The sequence below is a fragment of the Cytobacillus sp. Bva_UNVM-123 genome (assembly GCF_046351715.2).
In the GTDB taxonomy this organism is placed as follows: Bacteria; Bacillota; Bacilli; order Bacillales; family Cytobacillaceae; genus Cytobacillus.
Map to the genome: position 1 here is coordinate 4,483,823 of NZ_CM177772.1, position 17,638 is coordinate 4,501,460.

Below are 17,638 nucleotides of genomic sequence, written 5' to 3' on the forward strand. Positions count from 1 at the left end.
AAACTCAATCATCAAAAAAACACATCACGGGTGATGTAAGGCCGTTTCTGATGTTATTTTTCAGTTGTCAGTTGCGGTGTGAATCAAATTGGGGTTCGCGGCTTGACGGGCTTTAATAACTGTCTCTTCATCTAGAGAAATCCCTACTTATTAGACAAGCTCTATATGTATTTATAGATTTTTCGCATAGCAATGTGCATATATGATAGGTTTTTTGAATTGGAAAAGGCTAGGTATATTAGTAAAATGTACTAGAGTTTATATGAAGAAAATATTAAATATTGATGTTTCAGATGCTTAAGGGGGAAAAGTCATGGGTTCGGGAAGCAGACCGCTCATCCAAATAAAACAAGTGAGTATAAGCTTTCATCATAAAAATATCCGTAATCAAGTATTACAACAAATATCTTTGGATATAAACCGAGGAGAAATAGTCTCAATACTAGGGGAAAGCGGCTGTGGAAAAAGCACCCTTCTCAATATCATCGGTGGCTTTGAGAAAGCTGACGAAGGTCAAGTTTTGCTTGATGGAAATACTGTTAATCAACCTAGTCGAAAATGTGTAATGCTTTTTCAAGACTACGGACTATTGCCCTGGAGATCGGTAATAAAGAATGTGGAATTAGGGCTTGAAGGATTGAAGCTGAGTGCAGCAGAGCGAAAAGAAAGAGCCCTTCATTATCTGGACTTAGTAGGGTTAAGTGGAAAGGAAGGACTGCTCCCAAATGAGTTGTCAGGAGGAATGAAACAACGAGTCGGAATTGCAAGAGCGCTTAGCCTACAGCCAGAAGTCATCTTGCTAGATGAGCCCTTTGCTGCTTTAGATACATTTAACCGCTATAACCTTCAAAATGAACTTCTTCGCATTCAACATGCAGAAAAGACAACAATGGTTTTAGTCACTCATGATATCGATGAGGCGATTTATTTGTCTGACCGGGTCTATATTATGCAGTCGAATCCTGGACATGTTCAAAAGGAATTAAAAATCTCACTTTCAAAACCAAGAGACAGAAATCATCAAGAATTTCAAAACTATCGAAGGATCGTCTTTGATCATTTTCATATGAATCAATCAGACCTAGTTTTAGAGTATAGTAGCTAAATTTCAAGTTTGAGAATAGGAGCCTAAAATGAAAAAGACATACCGAATTAGTTTAACTTTATTGATTAGCCTTATGATATTAATACTCGCAGCCTGTGGAGGAACTGAAAATACCAAATCCTCTGGAAGTGCAAAAGGGGAAAAAAGAACGGTTAAAATCGGATATTTACCGATCACTCATGCCGTTCCTCTATTCATAGAAAAAGAACAAGAGAAATACGAGAATTTTGATTTGGAGCTTGTCAAGTTTGGCACGTGGCCAGAGTTAATAGATGCATTGAACACAGGAAATATTGATGGCGCTTCCATGCTTGTCACACTGGCAATGGCTGCAAAAGAGCAAGGAATCGATATTAAAGCAGTAGCCCTCGGACACCGTGATGGAAATGTTCTTGTCGTTGGAAACGAGATTAATAGTGTCGAAGATTTGAAAGGTCAAAATTTTGCCATCCCTCATAAATTTTCTACTCACAATATCCTACTTTATCAAATGCTTAAGCAAAACGGTCTAGAATACACTGATGTCAATGCGATTGAGCTTGCTCCGGCAGAAATGCCAGCTGCTTTATCAGAAGGAAGAATCAAAGGATATGTAGTTGCAGAGCCTTTTGGAGCAGCATCCGTCGCGATTCAAAATGGAAAGGTTCTATATCAAGATAATGAAATTTGGAAAAACTCCATTGACTGTTCCCTTGTCCTTCGCGATGACTTTATTAATGGAGAAAAGGAAATTGCCGAGGAGTTTGTACTATTTAGAAGCTGGTAAAACAGCCGAGCTTAAAGATGAACATACCCATGAAATGTCAGGAAAGTATATGCCAGTCAATAAAGAAGTAATGGAATTATCCTTTGAGTGGATCGTCTATGATGATTTGCAAATCCATGAAGAAGACTATGCTGAATTAACTAAAAACCTAATAGAGATGGGACTACAGGAAGACCCACCATCCTATGAGGATTTTGTAGATAATTCATTATTTGAAAAGGTGAAGCCTTAAGTATGGATATATCCTTATCGATTGTTGTCCCTGTATATGAAACTCCTCATTTTTGAAAAGGCAAGTGATTAAATGGTTAGGTATAGAAGTATCATTTACATTAATCAAGACCAAAATTATTAAAAGTTAGATAAAATAAAGGACATAACATATTTTATATGACTAATATGTTATGTCTTTTCTTGTTGAACTAACTCCCCCAATAGTACAAGAAGATTCAATCCTTAAATTTAAAACTTGTTCCATCACCTTTTACTATTTGTTTAAAGGTTTCTGCATCCAAAATTATATATTTATATTTGAGGGACTTATCAGTGTTTAGTATGGAACAATAAAAATACACTTGGCGATTAGGACTAACTCCACTATGTGGATCGGCATAAACATTGTATAAATTTATGTAGTAATAATCAGTCACTTTGGATTTGATAAACGATTTTAAGTCCTTGTAAAGCAATTTTTGCCGAAAATTTATATCAGCTTCCTTATATTCGGTATAATTCGTTAGGCTGCCATTAAGAAAATACTCCTCGGCACTAATAAATTGCTTTTCCTTATTATCTGGAAATAGATAATTATCTTTAGCCAAGATGTGAATTGGATTTTGCAAGTGAACTATTGAAAAAATAAACACAGACAAAATGATTAAGTAAAGCTTCTTCATGAGGACACTCCCTTTTGGTTTTTAAGCTGTCCATAGAGACATTCAACTAAACTTCCAATACTTCAATAAGAAAGAGCTATTCTCCTTCTTGAAGAATAGCCCTCGTTTTAAGTGAATTAATCAGTAGGTTTAATTTTTTTCATACATACCATGGTAATTTATAATCCATTTTCTTACCTTGTTTACTATTTTTATCTGTTACTATCCAATTACCATCTTTCTTTTGTACTTGATAATTTACATTTGTACCATCAGACTTTTTAAAGAGAATATAACCTGTATTTCCTTTAATAATGGTTACAGGGTCAATAACATTTTTGTAGGGTATCTCTCTTTCAGGAAGCAAAACGTTTGTTACGATTTCTTCTGCAATATTAAATAAAGATTTAAATTCCTTATTTATTTCTGTTTGGTATTGCAATTGATTGTATGTGTAAGAAGAGTAAGACTCTGAATTCAAATTAAAAGACTGTTTTATATCTGAAAGTGTTGCTTTATAAAATTCATTTATATCCTTTTCTAATTTATCTCCCTCATGTTGAAAGCTAATTGTTTTAACCCCAAATGTGTCTATTTTGAAAGTCATTGTTTCCTTACCATAAGGAGGGTCATGTGCATGGTCAAATGTTGTGACTTGGATTTTTGCAATAAAGCTAAACTGACCCTCATGCCCTCTGATGATACTCAAAATCTTAGCATCATATAAACCATATTGTTTAGGATATCCATAGTAATTAATTATTTCCTTTTGTATGGATGGTTCAAGTGATGTAATCAATGTATCATATATAAGTTTACAATCAGGTTGCTCACTTTGGGCATCAAGATTTCCTGAAAGTTTTTCCGCAACCACTTGATGGTTATTAATATGGATGCTAAGAAGAACAACAGATAATATTACCAGGAATTTCTTCATCGAAAACTCCTTTAATATAGATTTAATTAATGAGTATTTTTCACTGAAATCTTTAAATTATTCTTCAACTAAATTGCCCGTTAGGTGAAGAAGAGGGGTAGAAGGTTATTCTCCTTTATAACTTTTTATAAACATCTGCATAAGCAACTTTCAGTTGCTCTCTGAGTTGTTTATTTTCTTCCTCCAATTTTTTGTTCTTTCTTTTTAGTGAGGCGATAAGGGCATCTTTATTGCTTTCGTTCATTTCTCGTTTTACTTGTTTCGGTGTAGGTACTTGTAATTGCTGATTTCGTAATGTTTCAATTCTCGAACGGAATTCCTTGTTGTTATACAGTGTTGCTTTTGATATACCAGCTTCATTGGATACACTGTTGAAATTTATTTTTTCATTAGCTTTAATAAGCCTTTTAATGGCTTCGTCTACCTTCTGATAGGTGTTAGCTCTACGAATCGCATGAATGGCTTTCAAGTGGGCTGAACGATCAGCCATTTTGAACACCTAAATTTCTTTTGATACGGGCTTGTCTACCAAAGATAATATTTCCTCCTTGAAGGGTATTTAAAATGTTCTGATACCGTTGTAAATTTCTTTCGTTTTTCTCAGCTATATCTTTTCGACCTCTTTGTTTTGCTATTTCAATTGCTTTTATAGTTGTTTTAATGTGAAGCTCATATTTTTCCTTATCTAACTCTGAAAAGCCAACAGCTAAATCCTTACATGGTGTTTGATTGTCACCGCAAGTAAGACAGGGTGGGGCTTCCATATAAGGACAGCTTCCGTTTAATCGAGCGTGACATGTTCCATAAGGGTTGTCCATCGCATTCAGCTTGTGATCCTGCCATAAGGCATCTAATATATCGGTTGGTATGTCTTCATCTGCCCTGATTTCCTGTACTTCGCCGTTTAGGTTAAATGTGAAAACTCCTTGCCTGATTACCGATTCAAATGCCTTTCTTTTCGTATCGTCTAATAGTCTTGCATACCTTAATGTCATTTCTGGTGAAGCGTGTGCTAAAAGCTCCTGTACCGTCAGTATATCCGCACCACCGTTTAACATCTTCACCCCATAAGTATGTCGGAATTGGTGAGTTTTAAAATGAAATAAGATTCCACTTTCATCAGTGATATTCTTTTTCATTGCCAATACGTTTAATTCTACTCTTATAAAATCTTGATCAAAAGGTTTTCCTTTCCTTTGACCACGATAACGAACGAAAATATAACCTTCGGGATTGTTATCTTGATTGCTATGCTTTTTAGATTTTTCTATCAAAACCGCAAGGATTCCAGCTAATTCATCATCAATGGGGATTCGGTGCCCTTTAACATAGGTTTTTTCAATATCAGTTTCAATGGAGTATTGACCATTTAGTTTCACCAAGCAATCAGAAGTTAACCCTAATACATCGGAAATTCTAAGGCCTGTTTTAAATGCAACCATGACAACAGGAATAACATCTTTATGCAAGTCATCAATATGAGTAAAGAGTTGCTCTAATACATAGTCAGGGATGTAATCAATTTCATCAATTGATTTTTTTCTTATTTTAGGCTTATCTTCAGGATAGATTAACAATCTTACATGAGTGGCGGGAGCCATTTCATACTCATATCGTTGAATATCCTCAAGAAACTTTTGTAAGTATGTTAATGATTGATATACATACAGTTCAGGATTCGAGTCTCGTCGTTTTAGATTGTTTTTAGCGTATTCATGTAAGTATTCAACGTACTCTTCAATATGATGACGTTTTAAGGATTTTATATCAAACCATGATTTTTCCTTAGAGAAGATAAACTTGAAAAATTCAGATAAAGAATAAAGATATTTTATTGCTGTACTCCAAGAGAAGTTATTTTTACTTAATAACCGTTGTTTATAGTATTTTTTAACTTGCTCACGAACTCTTGGGTCAATATTGTAAATATTAAGGAAATAATTTTTATCGGATTTATTGTAATAAATACCGTATTTTTCATGTAAATTACGAATATCCCATTTGTCTTTTTTCCATTCTTCACGTTTATCAGTGAATCGTAATAGGGCATTATAAATGAGTCTCAAAAAACTAGCTACTGGTGTTTTTATGATAGAATCTTTTCTTATTTCTCGTTTTTTAATAAAATGGGTCTTCAGTCCAATTTCATTCAACCAAAACAAATACTCACGTTCTACTTTATCAATATCTAACCCCAAGAAAGATGATAGTTTAGGATATTTCTCGTTAAAGAACTTCGTCAAGTTATTTAACAATTTTTGATATTCAGATGCAGTTTGGATTGACCACAAATCATTAAACAGTTTCTTATAATACACATATTTCACTTGTAAATTGATAGATGGATTGATGAATTGAAACTTAAGAAATTTAAGTGAATCCTTATAGTTCGTTACCATTTTATTAAATTGCTTAATTTTACCTATATCATAGATACTCCATATGTCGTTGATTAAGAAATATGGATTGTTTACTTCTTCAAATGAAACAGAACCATCTTCATGTACTGTTTTTTCGAAGTACATTGAAAGTTCTCTTTGTAAACCTTCATGAAAACCTATTCCTTTTACCTGAACATTCTTTATTTGCTTCATCCATTAACTCCTTTCAGCTATTTTTCTTTAAGTTAAATTCGGATTGTGCCTTTTGCCAATCTTCTCGAATATCTTCATTCGAAGGATGTAGGTATAGGTTCATGGTTGTTTGGATTTGTGAGTGTCCTAACCGTTCTTGCACTTGTTTAATATCCTTCGTTTTCTGATAATAGATTGTAGCGTGAGTATGGCGGAATAGATGAGGGTGTAGGTTTATCCCTGTTTTCTTTTTTAAACGCTTAAATAAGGATTCTACATTCCAGTATTCCATTGGTTTCCCTACATCTTTACCTCGCAACTTTACAAAAACAAAGTTTGAATCTAAATCCAATTCGTCAATCACTTCATACAAGTAATCATCATATAAGTCCAATAAGGATTGTGACACATATATTTCTCGTTCTCCTGTTTTTAACATAGCACCATTTTTCAACTCGCCACGATCTACTAAACGAATCCGATGCCCCTTCCCATGATCATAAACAAAATCCTCCATGAAAAGAGCGAGAGCTTCACCAATACGCAATCCTGTTTCAAATAACAATTGAATTAAGAACCTATCTCTTATATTAGTAGTTGCTTGTAATACTTGTTCTTTTGAGAGTGTTTCTACTCTTTTGCGTGGTTCATTTAATTTTAGTATGTTTCTGATTGACGGCTTGTCCTTATTAACATGATGTAAGAAACTTTTGTAGCGTGAGTGTCCTCCTGTAAAAACTTGCCTCATTAACTTTTCCATCATGTCATTTTGTACTTCTTCATTTCGGTAGAGGTAATCATAGAAGTTTGCGATAACTGTAATTGTAAGGTTAATTGTTTTTTCTGTTCGCTTTGCTTTCTCTTTTTGTAGAGGAGTGACTTTTGAACTCTCATAAGGACTTCTTAACCAACCCACAAACTCTACTAAATCTTCTAACCTAATAGACCAATAATCTATATTTGTTTCTTCCAAATAAGTGAAAAAATGTTTTATGGAATAGCAATATGTTTTTTGAGTATTAGGACTTTTCCCTGTCTTATCTAAATATTTTATATATTTCATAACTGGCATTACAGGGAATCCATTTTGATCCAATAATATGTACCTCTTACTGTTATTCTCCAAGATAACCTCTTGAACCCTAATAGCATTTCACCTCCGAAAATTTAGTAACGTTCGGTCTAAAGACCTCACTACGCCTCCCGGTGTGGGCTACGTCCTCCACCTTGCTGTAGCAAACGTATGTTCTCTTTATTATATACATATTAGACTATATTTTCAATAATTAGTTAATAAATCAAGTATGTATAAAATAAGAGGATATATGCTCATATATTGAACATAATATCCTCTTATTAGTTTAGTCTATTTAATAACGTTACAATCGGGTTTATCATTTTAATAGCGATATGGCAAACAATCAGCCTAGTTGGAGGGTATAATACTGCCCTCTTCCCAACACCATCACAGGTACTAGATGCTATCATCTCTCTCATTAAAAATGGAACTCTCTTTGAACATTTTCAAGTAAGTATGTACCGGTTTTTAGCTGGGTACCTTTCAGCTGTGGTCATAGCAATTATTCTAGGGCTGATTTTGGGGCGGATTAGTATACTGTGGGGAGTCATTGACCCAATTGTACAGCTACTACGACCTGTTTCTCCTACAGCTTGGTCACCTTTTATCGTTCTTTGGTTTGGGATTGGCGATATGCCAGCGATTGTGATTATCTTTATTGCAGCATTTTTCCCAGTTTTATTATCTACAGTTTCAGCCGTTGGGAAGGTGGATAAGACCTATCTAAAATTAGCTCAAAATTTAGAACTAAAAGGGTTTGAGCTCTTACGAAAGATTATTTTTCCAGCCGCATTCCCATATATTGCAAATGGGCTTCATATCGCTGTAGGTACAGCATGGATTTTCCTCGTAGCCGGTGAAATGGTTGGTACTCAATCAGGGCTCGGATACTTGATTGTTGATGCCCGAAATTCATTAAGACTGGACTTAGTAATGGAGGGGATCCTATTCATTGGTGCAACTGGTTTAATACTAGACAAAGCAGTTGGCCTCTTTGAAACCTGGATTAATCGGATATGGGGTAGAGCATAGTGCTGTATTAGAAAGGCTTGATCATTGGGATTGAGCCTTTCTTATATAGGGGCATAATTAATTGATACGGAGGGAAAAAAGATGCATATTAAACAAAGTGTGGATTTAATCGAATCCTATTTAGATTTAGGCCGAAAACCAGTAGGAATTAAATTTTTCTTTGACAAAAATGAATTCAAAAATTTCGAAGTTCCTCAAAAAGATCGTAAAGTAACCTATTGCAACTCTGTACAGCTTGCAAGTAAAGGGGACTCTATGAAACTTACGAAAGAAAATCAAGCATGTCCCAATGGAGCGAGAGCTTTAAAAATGGAAGCAGTACCTGGGGCAATGGCAAGTGGACAAGCAAGGTTTTGCAAAAATATGTATCATGATGTGGAAACATCAAAAAGTATTAGTGACGAATTGTTATTCTTAAAGGAAGAGCCTGCTGGCGTAGTCGTTATGCCTCTCGAAAATTATAAAGAAGATCCAGATGTTGTAGTTATAGTGAGCAGTTCCTATAATGTTATGAGAATCATACAAGGACACGGCTATTTCAATGGTTACACGTCTAACTTAAGAACAGTTGGAATACAAGCAGTTTGTCAAGACTTAACAACTTATCCGTATAATACCAAAGATATTAATATCTCTTTATTTTGTCCGGGAACTCTCTTAGTTGCGAATTGGCAAGCGGGTGAAATAGGAGTTGGTATTCCTTTTGAAAAATGGGATGAAATTGTGGAAGGTGTTAAGGAAACAACTAATCCATTTGAAAGAAACAAAAATAAGAAAAGCATTGAAAAAAGATTAAAAGAGCGTGGGTTAGATGCTAGTGGTATCAAATTTAATGAAAATTATGATGATGGAGCTTATACTGGTGGAAAAATTGAAATTGACCTATAGATTTTTGCAATAAAATACTTAAGAGTTTACCACCATTCTTCATAAACTTAACATTAATACCAAATGCTATTAATCTTTCATCTTTATCTTCAACTACAAATTCTTTTTTATTGTAATGAGTGTTATCTTGTCATTGTTTTTTTCTTATGGTTTAGTTATCAATTTACTAAATAAGTTTTAAAAAGAGTAAGATATTAAATCAACGGGTCCCACCATATGGTCGGGTCCCGTTATTTTATGATATCTACATCTATATAATTTTAGTAACATTAATAATTATGAAAAAGAAGATGAACGATTTCCCATGCTGTAAAGTCTAATAGGTAGCAGGGGGGAAGGAGGCAACGCTGTGGTTGGGTTAGATATTGTTGAAAAAGCAATAAAAAGGGATGAGCAAGCTCTTTTACAAGTGCTGGAATCATATGAAGATGTAATGTATCGGACAGCGTTCGCTTATTTGAAAAATGAGCATGATGCAATTGAAGCCATTCAAGAAACAACTTACCGAAGCTTTAAAAAAATCCATACGCTAAAAGAGCCGCGTTATGTCGGAACTTGGCTCGTTCGAATATTGCTTAATGTATGTCACGATATGCATAGGAGAAAAAGTCGAATTGAGCTGCGAGAATCATTGGAGGTCGAAGGACAGTACTATGATACTCCTAAGCTAGAGATTGCTGAAGCGATTTCGCAATTACCGTATGAACAACAGCAATTAATTTATTTGAAATATTTTTTAGATAAGAAAAATAATGAGATTGCAAGCGTGCAAAAAATTCCTGAAGGGACAGTTAAATCTAGACTGCACACAGCTCTTCGGAAGTTACGCCATTATTTTAGCGACAGGAGGGAATTCTAAATGAATGAAAAAGAATATTCCACTTTAAAGAATGAACTTGATTCAATTCCAGTTCCAAAAGAAGCACTCTCCTTTGCAAGGACAAACGGTTTAAAGAGAATACGAAGTGAAAGACGTAGCCGCAAGAGATGGACAGGAACGTTTGCTGTTACAGCTGCTCTTATCTTAATCTTTGTTACAACAATTCGCGTATCCCCTGCTTTTGCACAAGCTGTTGCGAAAATACCAGGCTTTGCTCCACTCGTTGAAATGATTGCCTATGATAAAGGAATTGAGGATATATTAAAAAATGATTATTATGAAGAGCTTAATATAACGGAAACAAAGAATGATTTAACCCTTACATTGCTTGGTATTATTGCAGATGAATCGGGAATGATTATTAACTATAAGCTTGAAGCTCCCTACGAGATTCATGAACTCGACACAAAAGGCGTTGAGATTAGCCAAAATAATAAAGTACTGCAGGCTGGATTAACATATAGTTGGTATGGCAAGGAGCCAACAAACTATATAGAAGATATCATAGAGGTTACCTCTAATAAAAATATTGATTACACAAATCCGAATTTCGAATTATCCATTTCCTTTAAAGATAAGCATGAGACAACATTCAACATCCCTTTTTCTTTGCAAAAGAAAATCGCAAAAAGCAAATATTACAAATTAGATCAAACTGTAGAAATTGATGGGCAAAAATTCAAGGTAAAGTCACTAAGAATTTCTCCGCTTCGTGCCAAGCTTGATATCTCTATCAATCCTGAAAATACCATGCAAATTTTGCAAATTAAAAGCATGCGTTTATTGGATGAGAAGGGCGAAGTATGGGGGACAATTACAAATGGATTTTCTGGTTTTGGGGGTATGCGGGACGCAGAGGCATCACTCTTCTTTCAAAGCAACTATTTCAGAGAACCCAAAAGCTTGACATTGGAAATCAATGATGTTCAAGCATTGCCGAAAGGTAAGGATTATATTGAAGTTGATTTTCTAAAGAAGAAGGTTCTCTATGTTCCTGACAATGTAAATGTAACTATTCATATTGAAAACAGTAATACTATTCGTGCTGCCTATAAGTCGAAAGAAGAAAATCATTTCTATCAAATGTTTTTCCAAGCAATCGATGCACAAGGCGAGAAAGTTGATACTAATGGTTTTAGTCATACTAATGGAAAGGAGTTGGAAGAATCAACCTATACATTTGATACAAGCACTAAAATAAATCCGATTCGGATTTATTTCAATAGCTACGAACAGTTTTTAAGGGGATCTGCGACTGTGAATATTCCCTTAGAGTAGTTCGCTATTACAGAAGGTAGAGGAGAATTTAGAGTTTATTTTTTAAAACGATTAAGCAGTTTATTTATTTAGCAGATACTTTCAGTTTAGGTGATGGAAATTAGGAATCCTATAAATTATATGTTACAATATGTTAACCATTTGATTTACTGTTTTTCATGTTGGGGCTGTCCGATAAGTGCCTGGCTCTCTCCTCACAACACAATATATAGAGTAGTTTTAACTGCTTTTTATCTATATAAAGTGTTGGAGGTGCCAGGCTCTTTGTTTTCGGACAGCCCCTTTTTTGTTTTTTAAGAAAAGGAAAAACAGACTCTAAAAAAGAGTCTGTCCATGTTTGGTATTATAATTAAGCCTTACGAACGTTAGCTGCTTGTGCTCCACGTTGACCTTGCTCAACATCAAAAGTTACTTCTTGACCTTCTTCTAATGTTTTGTACCCTTCGCCTTGGATAGCTGAGAAATGAACGAATACGTCTTCTCCGCCTTCACGTTCGATGAATCCGAAGCCTTTTTCGCCATTAAACCATTTTACTTTACCTTTTTCCATGTTTGTTGCCTCCTAGTGTGTTAGCACACACAATGTATTACTATCCTTGCTCTCAGTGATCATCAAGACGAAAAGTTCTTACTAATACTATCCTTTACACCGAACAAAAATAATTCATTTTTAGAATAGCATTTTTTGAAATTGTTTGCAAGGAACCCTCATTCTTTAACAAAAACACCCTATCGTTATTGATTGCCATACTCCTCCCTAACAGGTACAAGACCACATTTTTTGTGAAAGTTTGTGTTGTGTTCCTCATTGGAAACAATTACAATTTCCAGTCCAAAGCGTTGAGATTCTCGCAACAATTTCGAATTTCCTTTTTATTAACTTTGATATAAAATACTGTTAAGATAATAAAGATAATGAACCTAAAAGGAATTGCAGGTGATTAACATATTAGAAATTAAGACATCTCCGTTAAGTGATGGAGAATTTAATCGAGGAGTATTTGCAACTGTTGATATAGTGAAAGGTGAGCTGATCCATGAGGCTCCAGTCCTTCCATATCCTAATAAGGAACATGTTTTTATTGAAAAAACTTTGCTTGCAGATTATGTGTTCGAGTATGGAAAAAAGCATACTGCTATCTTGCTCGGGTACGGTATGCTTTTTAATCATTCGTATGAGCCTAATGCTACTTATGTGATTAACTTTCAGAACCATACGTTTGACTTCTATGCCTACTCAGATATAAAAGCAGGAGAAGAGATCTTTATCAACTATAATGGTGATGTTGATGATAAGGAACCGCTATGGTTCGATAAAGACCAAGTTTCAAGTAATGATTAAAAAGTTAGCAGGAAATCAAACCATTTTTATCATTTAAAAGAAGGATAAATTCACCATTATCATCAACTCAAAATTTTTACGGGGAGAGGTAAAAAAGAATTAACATTCTTGGAAGGTGGCTAATACTGAATAGAATCTGAGATATTACTATAACTAATATAAAGTTCAGTTTATTTTTATTTCTAATCGCGGAATATTTTTATAAACTGTTTCTTCTTGAAGTGCAACGACAATCATATTGAATAATGTAAAAAACCATTCCTTTAAAGGTACAATTGTAAAATGATTTATAATAACGATCTCCAAGGGTTCGCCCCTTTCGAAAGGCTCCAAATAGAAAAAAGGGACACCCCCCCTGACCTCATCGTTGCCATGGATGCGAATCCCACCTTAGTTAGTTTCACTGCTCTAATATTCAATAACAGCACGACTTTGAATGTACAACTTTGATTATACGCAGTAAAGTTTTAATAGAGTATTTTCTTGTCGTATCGGTATTTTTTCGCATCCTTATGGTTCTTTTTCTCCATTTTTACCATACTCCTCTCCCCTTATGTACTTTGATAACACCTCCAACATGGCCCGAAGTTATGCTCATTTTATTCGCAATAGGCGATTAAGGTAATAGCTTCACTCCGTACATAAAAAAGCACTACCATTATTTATTTCTTTTTGTATTTATTACCTACGATAACAATGAGTAAGAACAGCACCCCCAATCCGATAATCATCAGTGGATACATCATGGTACTGTCGTTACTGTTTTCAGTACGGTCGATTATTCCTTCGGTTTTAGACGTGGATGTCGGCACGTCTGTTTTGCTTTCGTCAGGTTTAGGAGTTGATGTCGGCGTTTCAGTTTTGCTTTCGCCTGCCTTTTTGTCAAAGGTTTCATTTACAAAACGCATCAAATCGTCGGCCAACTGCCTGCGCTCCTGTTTTTGTTCCTCTGTAGACCCAACCTTGGCGGAATAGCGATCCACATCCGAAAGTAAATCCGTTCCGTGTTCGTAGCTGGATAAGAGGTGAAACTCCTTTTGCTCCGAAGCGCTGGCGTCATAAATGGGCTTTACTTCGTCATAGAAATTTCCGACGGGGTCATCGCTCGATACAGCGAAAAAAGCAGGAACGTCTATCTTTGCAACGGCTTCCAATGCGTTTCCCCTTGAATTTTTCGGAGAAGATAATAACGCCAACCCTACCAAGTCGGGAATATGAGGTGCGGCGACAGCAGTGGCGTTACCGCCGTCAGACGCCCCCATGCCCAATATTTCAGTGGCGCCTCGTTCCCTTAACACCTGCGCTGCTGCAAGCACATCCAAGTCCCAGCGCTGGCTTTCCGATTGAGGGGACGACCCAGACGGGAGAATATTTCTGAATTCCCAAATTATCACCATATATCCCGCATCCACAAGCCGTTCGCCAAAGGGAAGCCAGCTCGAAACCATCCAACCATTTGCGTGGCCAAGCGTGATCCCTTGGTTGCCCTCGCCCAACACATAACCGGACAGCAAAACCCCATCCTCAGTACGGAATTGGACGGCGTTATCACGGTATTTTTCTGGGAAACGGTATCCCTCCGGCAAATGGTCGTCTGTGGGAACATCCTGCCCGATCGCTACGATGATGCTTGTTCCATTTTCAGCATCGGCGTGTGCAAGAGTCGGTAAAAACAATATTGCCGCACAAAGCACCATAAGAATACATTTAGATGTTTTTTCCAATGGGAGTCCCTCCAAATATACATTTCTTTTTGTATTTAATTATTACATTTATTTACTCATAATTTTCCCGTCTCCATGTTATCTCTAGTTGTGCTTCTTAATTATACAAAAAAGTACCCTATTGGTAGACTTTTTTGGTGTCTACTTAATAGGGTACATCGTACTCTCTTTTATCGAGGAATTAAGCTTTTTATCTTCCACAATCGCGTCCGAACGTTGAAGATCGTTATTGAACTATAGCCCCCTACTGTATTTCACCAAACGACCAAACGATAGGGAAAACACAATATTATTCTTTAAATGATAAACTTTCTTCTTCTAATGAAGTTCTCATAATTGGTAAGGAAGCTGGTCCAATACCATGGATTTTTAGAATTTCTTTTTCAGTGAACTTTGAGAGTTTTTGCAAAGTATCAATCCCTTCGTTAATTAAGGCATTTCTGGCAGGTGAACTTAGTTTCGATAGGAAACCACTTTCAGGTTTATTCTCTTTATCACAAGTAGGACAACTTGGACAATCACTACTTTTGTAATACTTATGTCCTTTTTCACAAACCCTTAAACTTTTTTCTGCTGTCAAATTAACCCCTCCTACTTATTTCTGTAGCCAATATAACATACCTCTTATTGAACTGAAGTTACTACAGGAAGATAATAATATAGTGATTACTGAAATAAAGACCATATTTATAGATAATCTACAGTGTAAAATATTAAAATCACCCCAACTATACACATAATCCAAGATAAGGCAGAACTTGAACTGTTTGATATTTTATTCCGAAGATTAACTAAGGTAGGACTTATTAACTTTCCAAACAATTTATATCCTAAAAATATAAGCAAAGCTGGTAGAACCATAATCATATTGTATGCTGCGATAATAAGAATCCACTGATAAAAAGGTATATCTATTGTAGTTAATAAACCAATAGCTGTAAAATACGGTAAAGCTGTGCCTGCCTCAATGATAAAAGTCGTAACACCAATAATTATAATGGAGAATAAGCTTTGAGTTTTAGGCTTTGGAATATTACTTTTTTTATTTGCGGGGATAAAAAAGCTAGCAATAAATAAGATCACCCCTATTATGAAGATTCCCCAGCTAAAAATTTTATTTTGAAATATATTTGTGAATGCTTCCATAATAAAATTTAAGCCTAACATCATGATGATACCTAATGAAAAATACAATAGGACTACCGTAAATAGATATGCCAATAATCTTGATGTTACATTTTTATTGTCTGTTAAAACCAAAAATAAAGTAACACCAACAATTGTGGGGCTTAATGTATCTACAAGAGCTAAGCCACCCAAATAAATTAATATATCTGTTCCCATCTTTCCCTCCATATGGTTCAATTAGCTATGAATTATTATCGAGATAATGTATATATGCCTTTTCCATAAAGTTAAGGACTTCTTGATCAATTGGATATAGGTTGTATTTTTTTGACTCCTCGGGTGACATTCTAATGTCCCAAAGTTTATCTAAAAAGACATCTTCGTCATTAAAGTCTTCACCTTTTTTTACATCCATTCTCTTAATGATATTTTGTATTCGAGTATTACTATAACCAAGGTGCATATATTTCTTTAATTGCCCTACTAAAGCAATCCACTCTAAAGAATCAGGATCACTACTAGCCATATTTGGAAGTTTTCCTAGTACTTCGGTGTCTTTGACATTTAATTCATCTCGATTATAATTTAATACTTCTTTAGAATCCTTATTATATAAATCCATGATTTTTTTAATCCTAAATTCTTCTCCATCAATCGCTATACCGTTTATTAGTTCCCTTAAACTAATTTCTATCTTTGAAAGACGGTCCTTTTCACTTATAACATAAGATAGTTGTTTCATTAGACTATTGGACCAATCCCATTCTTCGGACTCTAACATAGTTTTGATCTCACTTAATTGAAATCCTATAGTTTTTAAGAATTGTATTTGCTGAAGTTTCTTCAACTCAGTGTTTGAGTATAATCGATGACCTCCTTCAGTTTTTGATACAGGTTTCAGAAGTCCAATTTTGTCATAATATCTAAAGGTTCTAACTGATACACCGCTCAGTTTTTTAAATTCGTTAATATGAAACAAACTAATACCCTACCTTCTTATTCATTTGTATTATTAAAAAACATGGTTTTTAATACGTAACCAATTCCTAAGCCAATCAATACCCCTGGAAAAGCATGATCAAAAAATAAACCGACCCCAGCTCCAATAATAACGCAAGCATAAATAATAATATCGTCTTTCTTCATAATAGGATTCTCCTTTTAAATTAGTGTGAAAGTAAAAGCTCTCATACAGTATAAAAGATGACGCAAGGTCACTTTCAAGTAATTTAAGCCTCCCATTGCTTATAATTTGAAACTGACTTTACGTCATTTAATATAATCAGGTTTAAGGAGGGAGAAAAATGATTAAACAAACAACCATAAGTTTATTTTTAGTACTAATTATGCTCGCAGGCTGTTCAACAGGAGAGGAAGAAGTAGTCGTAAATAAAGGATCCATAGAAGATATTGAGGAGATTAAGATAAATTTTGCAAGTACAGATGTTGCCTTTTCTCCAAGCGAAACAAATGAAATAGAAGCATATTTAACTGTTTATGATGACGGACCAGGTGCAATATTAGAGAAATCTTCAAAACAGTTATTAATTAAATTAGATACTGATATCACTCGCTTACTAAACTCTCGTAAAAATCCAAGTTTAGAAGTTAAAGTACCTCATCAATTCAAGGGTAAAATAATTTTGGATGGCTCTTCTGGCAATGTTACTGGAAAGGAATTAATTCAAAATGACATTGAAATACGCTCAAGCAGTGGCAAAGTTAAACTTCATTTTACAGAATTAAATAATGATGTAAAAATAACAACCACAAGTGGTAAGGTATCAGTAAATTTTGATGAAGAACAGCCTAATTTAAAATTAGATATCAATACAAACAGTGGCAGACAATCAATTGACTTAACACTATTCGGCCATTCACAGACAAAAAAGGGATTACAGGGCTTTTCAGGTAATGGTGATCATAAGATGCAAATTACAACAAAGTCGGGAAATATTAATTTGAATTAAAAGGGTTTTCGGAAGTTTAATCCCATTGATAGTCAATTCAAATTTCCCCTATAATAATATTG

General features: G+C 34.8%; 21 protein-coding genes. 9 read left to right on the forward strand and 12 right to left on the reverse strand.

The window, feature by feature from the left end:
• Positions 1-313 precede the first annotated feature (313 nt).
• Genes KDN24_RS23060 through KDN24_RS23070 form a run of 3 tightly spaced genes read left to right on the forward strand, consistent with a single transcriptional unit; the run spans position 314 to position 2,103 of the window.
• Entirely contained in the window at positions 314-1,105 is a 792-nt protein-coding gene (locus KDN24_RS23060) for an ABC transporter ATP-binding protein (protein ID WP_409973910.1), read from the forward strand.
• A gap of 28 nt (positions 1,106-1,133) precedes the next feature.
• Positions 1,134-1,871 (forward strand): ABC transporter substrate-binding protein, encoded by a 738-nt coding sequence (locus KDN24_RS23065; RefSeq protein ID WP_409973909.1) that lies wholly within the window; start codon positions 1,134-1,136, stop codon positions 1,869-1,871.
• Positions 1,849-2,103 carry a hypothetical protein gene (locus KDN24_RS23070; protein WP_491348185.1) on the forward strand — a complete coding sequence of 85 codons (255 nt, stop codon included), beginning with the start codon at positions 1,849-1,851 and terminating at the stop codon, positions 2,101-2,103. Before KDN24_RS23065 ends, KDN24_RS23070 begins: the two co-directional genes overlap by 23 nt.
• A 217-nt stretch (positions 2,104-2,320) precedes the next feature.
• Here the strand turns inward: KDN24_RS23070 and KDN24_RS23075 are convergent, their stop codons facing one another.
• The 5 genes from KDN24_RS23075 to KDN24_RS23095 form a co-directional block, all read right to left on the reverse strand.
• Positions 2,321-2,767, reverse strand: a complete 447-nt coding sequence (locus KDN24_RS23075; protein WP_409970505.1) for a hypothetical protein — start codon at positions 2,765-2,767, stop codon at positions 2,321-2,323.
• A gap of 139 nt (positions 2,768-2,906) precedes the next feature.
• The gene (locus KDN24_RS23080; RefSeq protein WP_491348080.1) at positions 2,907-3,683 is read right to left on the reverse strand and encodes a DUF3888 domain-containing protein; all 777 of its coding nucleotides are present in this window, start codon (positions 3,681-3,683) and stop codon (positions 2,907-2,909) included.
• A 115-nt stretch (positions 3,684-3,798) separates the two neighbouring features.
• On the reverse strand, positions 3,799-4,173 hold the full coding sequence (locus KDN24_RS23085; RefSeq protein ID WP_491348186.1) for a DUF6262 family protein: 375 nt from the start codon (positions 4,171-4,173) through the stop codon (positions 3,799-3,801).
• The gene (locus tag KDN24_RS23090) at positions 4,166-6,277 is read right to left on the reverse strand and encodes a tyrosine-type recombinase/integrase (protein WP_409970512.1); all 2,112 of its coding nucleotides are present in this window, start codon (positions 6,275-6,277) and stop codon (positions 4,166-4,168) included. Before KDN24_RS23090 ends, KDN24_RS23085 begins: the two co-directional genes overlap by 8 nt.
• A gap of 13 nt (positions 6,278-6,290) precedes the next feature.
• Positions 6,291-7,403: a tyrosine-type recombinase/integrase gene (locus KDN24_RS23095; RefSeq protein WP_409970513.1), complete on the reverse strand. Its 1,113-nt coding sequence runs from the start codon at positions 7,401-7,403 to the stop codon at positions 6,291-6,293.
• A gap of 237 nt (positions 7,404-7,640) precedes the next feature.
• On the opposite strand from KDN24_RS23095, the gene KDN24_RS23100 reads away from it, so the two are divergent.
• The 4 genes from KDN24_RS23100 (at position 7,641) to KDN24_RS23115 (ending at position 11,412) form a co-directional block, all read left to right on the forward strand.
• Positions 7,641-8,366, forward strand: a complete 726-nt coding sequence (locus tag KDN24_RS23100; protein ID WP_409970650.1) for an ABC transporter permease — start codon at positions 7,641-7,643, stop codon at positions 8,364-8,366.
• A gap of 81 nt (positions 8,367-8,447) precedes the next feature.
• Entirely contained in the window at positions 8,448-9,254 is an 807-nt protein-coding gene (locus KDN24_RS23105) for a DUF169 domain-containing protein (protein WP_409970647.1), read from the forward strand.
• 349 nt (positions 9,255-9,603) lie between these two features.
• The gene (locus KDN24_RS23110; protein ID WP_409970646.1) at positions 9,604-10,113 is read left to right on the forward strand and encodes a sigma-70 family RNA polymerase sigma factor; all 510 of its coding nucleotides are present in this window, start codon (positions 9,604-9,606) and stop codon (positions 10,111-10,113) included.
• Positions 10,114-11,412, forward strand: coding sequence for a DUF4179 domain-containing protein (locus KDN24_RS23115; RefSeq protein WP_409970645.1), 1,299 nt, complete (start codon positions 10,114-10,116; stop codon positions 11,410-11,412).
• Positions 11,413-11,761: 349 nt separating this feature from the next.
• On the opposite strand, the gene KDN24_RS23120 is transcribed toward KDN24_RS23115, so the two are convergent.
• Positions 11,762-11,962, reverse strand: a complete 201-nt coding sequence (locus KDN24_RS23120; RefSeq protein ID WP_027322326.1) for a cold-shock protein — start codon at positions 11,960-11,962, stop codon at positions 11,762-11,764.
• Positions 11,963-12,358: 396 nt separating this feature from the next.
• On the opposite strand from KDN24_RS23120, the gene KDN24_RS23125 reads away from it, so the two are divergent.
• A complete protein-coding gene (locus tag KDN24_RS23125; protein ID WP_409970649.1) occupies positions 12,359-12,754 on the forward strand; it encodes an SET domain-containing protein in 396 nt (131 codons plus the stop codon).
• 165 nt (positions 12,755-12,919) lie between these two features.
• Here the strand turns inward: KDN24_RS23125 and KDN24_RS23130 are convergent, their stop codons facing one another.
• The 6 genes from KDN24_RS23130 to KDN24_RS23155 all read right to left on the reverse strand — a co-directional run bounded on the left by KDN24_RS23130 (position 12,920) and on the right by KDN24_RS23155 (position 16,752).
• Positions 12,920-13,060: a hypothetical protein gene (locus KDN24_RS23130; RefSeq protein WP_409970644.1), complete on the reverse strand. Its 141-nt coding sequence runs from the start codon at positions 13,058-13,060 to the stop codon at positions 12,920-12,922.
• 356 nt (positions 13,061-13,416) lie between these two features.
• Positions 13,417-14,478, reverse strand: coding sequence for an alpha/beta hydrolase (locus KDN24_RS23135; RefSeq protein ID WP_409970643.1), 1,062 nt, complete (start codon positions 14,476-14,478; stop codon positions 13,417-13,419).
• Positions 14,479-14,767: 289 nt separating this feature from the next.
• Positions 14,768-15,058, reverse strand: a complete 291-nt coding sequence (locus tag KDN24_RS23140) for an RNA polymerase alpha subunit C-terminal domain-containing protein (protein ID WP_409970642.1) — start codon at positions 15,056-15,058, stop codon at positions 14,768-14,770.
• A gap of 107 nt (positions 15,059-15,165) precedes the next feature.
• On the reverse strand, positions 15,166-15,822 hold the full coding sequence (locus tag KDN24_RS23145) for a GAP family protein (RefSeq protein ID WP_409970641.1): 657 nt from the start codon (positions 15,820-15,822) through the stop codon (positions 15,166-15,168).
• A 25-nt stretch (positions 15,823-15,847) separates the two neighbouring features.
• Positions 15,848-16,585, reverse strand: a complete 738-nt coding sequence (locus tag KDN24_RS23150) for a MerR family transcriptional regulator (protein WP_409970640.1) — start codon at positions 16,583-16,585, stop codon at positions 15,848-15,850.
• Positions 16,586-16,602: 17 nt separating this feature from the next.
• Complete coding sequence (locus tag KDN24_RS23155) at positions 16,603-16,752, reverse strand: hypothetical protein (protein ID WP_409970639.1); 150 nt, start codon at positions 16,750-16,752, stop codon at positions 16,603-16,605.
• Between the two features lie 158 nt (positions 16,753-16,910).
• Here KDN24_RS23155 and KDN24_RS23160 point away from each other — a divergent pair, with 158 nt between their 5' ends.
• The gene (locus KDN24_RS23160; RefSeq protein WP_409970638.1) at positions 16,911-17,576 is read left to right on the forward strand and encodes a DUF4097 family beta strand repeat-containing protein; all 666 of its coding nucleotides are present in this window, start codon (positions 16,911-16,913) and stop codon (positions 17,574-17,576) included.
• Positions 17,577-17,638: the final 62 nt, after the last annotated feature.

Coding starts and splice junctions, on each gene's coding strand:
- KDN24_RS23105 (WP_409970647.1), top strand. CDS start 8,448: ATGCATATTAAACAAAGTGTGGATTTAATCGAATCCTATTTAGATTTA.
- KDN24_RS23155 (WP_409970639.1), bottom strand. CDS start 16,752: ATGAAGAAAGACGATATTATTATTTATGCTTGCGTTATTATTGGAGCT.
- KDN24_RS23085 (WP_491348186.1), bottom strand. CDS start 4,173: ATGGCTGATCGTTCAGCCCACTTGAAAGCCATTCATGCGATTCGTAGA.
- KDN24_RS23065 (WP_409973909.1), top strand. CDS start 1,134: ATGAAAAAGACATACCGAATTAGTTTAACTTTATTGATTAGCCTTATG.
- KDN24_RS23115 (WP_409970645.1), top strand. CDS start 10,114: ATGAATGAAAAAGAATATTCCACTTTAAAGAATGAACTTGATTCAATT.
- KDN24_RS23060 (WP_409973910.1), top strand. CDS start 314: ATGGGTTCGGGAAGCAGACCGCTCATCCAAATAAAACAAGTGAGTATA.
- KDN24_RS23075 (WP_409970505.1), bottom strand. CDS start 2,767: ATGAAGAAGCTTTACTTAATCATTTTGTCTGTGTTTATTTTTTCAATA.
- KDN24_RS23145 (WP_409970641.1), bottom strand. CDS start 15,822: ATGGGAACAGATATATTAATTTATTTGGGTGGCTTAGCTCTTGTAGAT.
- KDN24_RS23160 (WP_409970638.1), top strand. CDS start 16,911: ATGATTAAACAAACAACCATAAGTTTATTTTTAGTACTAATTATGCTC.
- KDN24_RS23080 (WP_491348080.1), bottom strand. CDS start 3,683: ATGAAGAAATTCCTGGTAATATTATCTGTTGTTCTTCTTAGCATCCAT.
- KDN24_RS23090 (WP_409970512.1), bottom strand. CDS start 6,277: ATGAAGCAAATAAAGAATGTTCAGGTAAAAGGAATAGGTTTTCATGAA.
- KDN24_RS23120 (WP_027322326.1), bottom strand. CDS start 11,962: ATGGAAAAAGGTAAAGTAAAATGGTTTAATGGCGAAAAAGGCTTCGGA.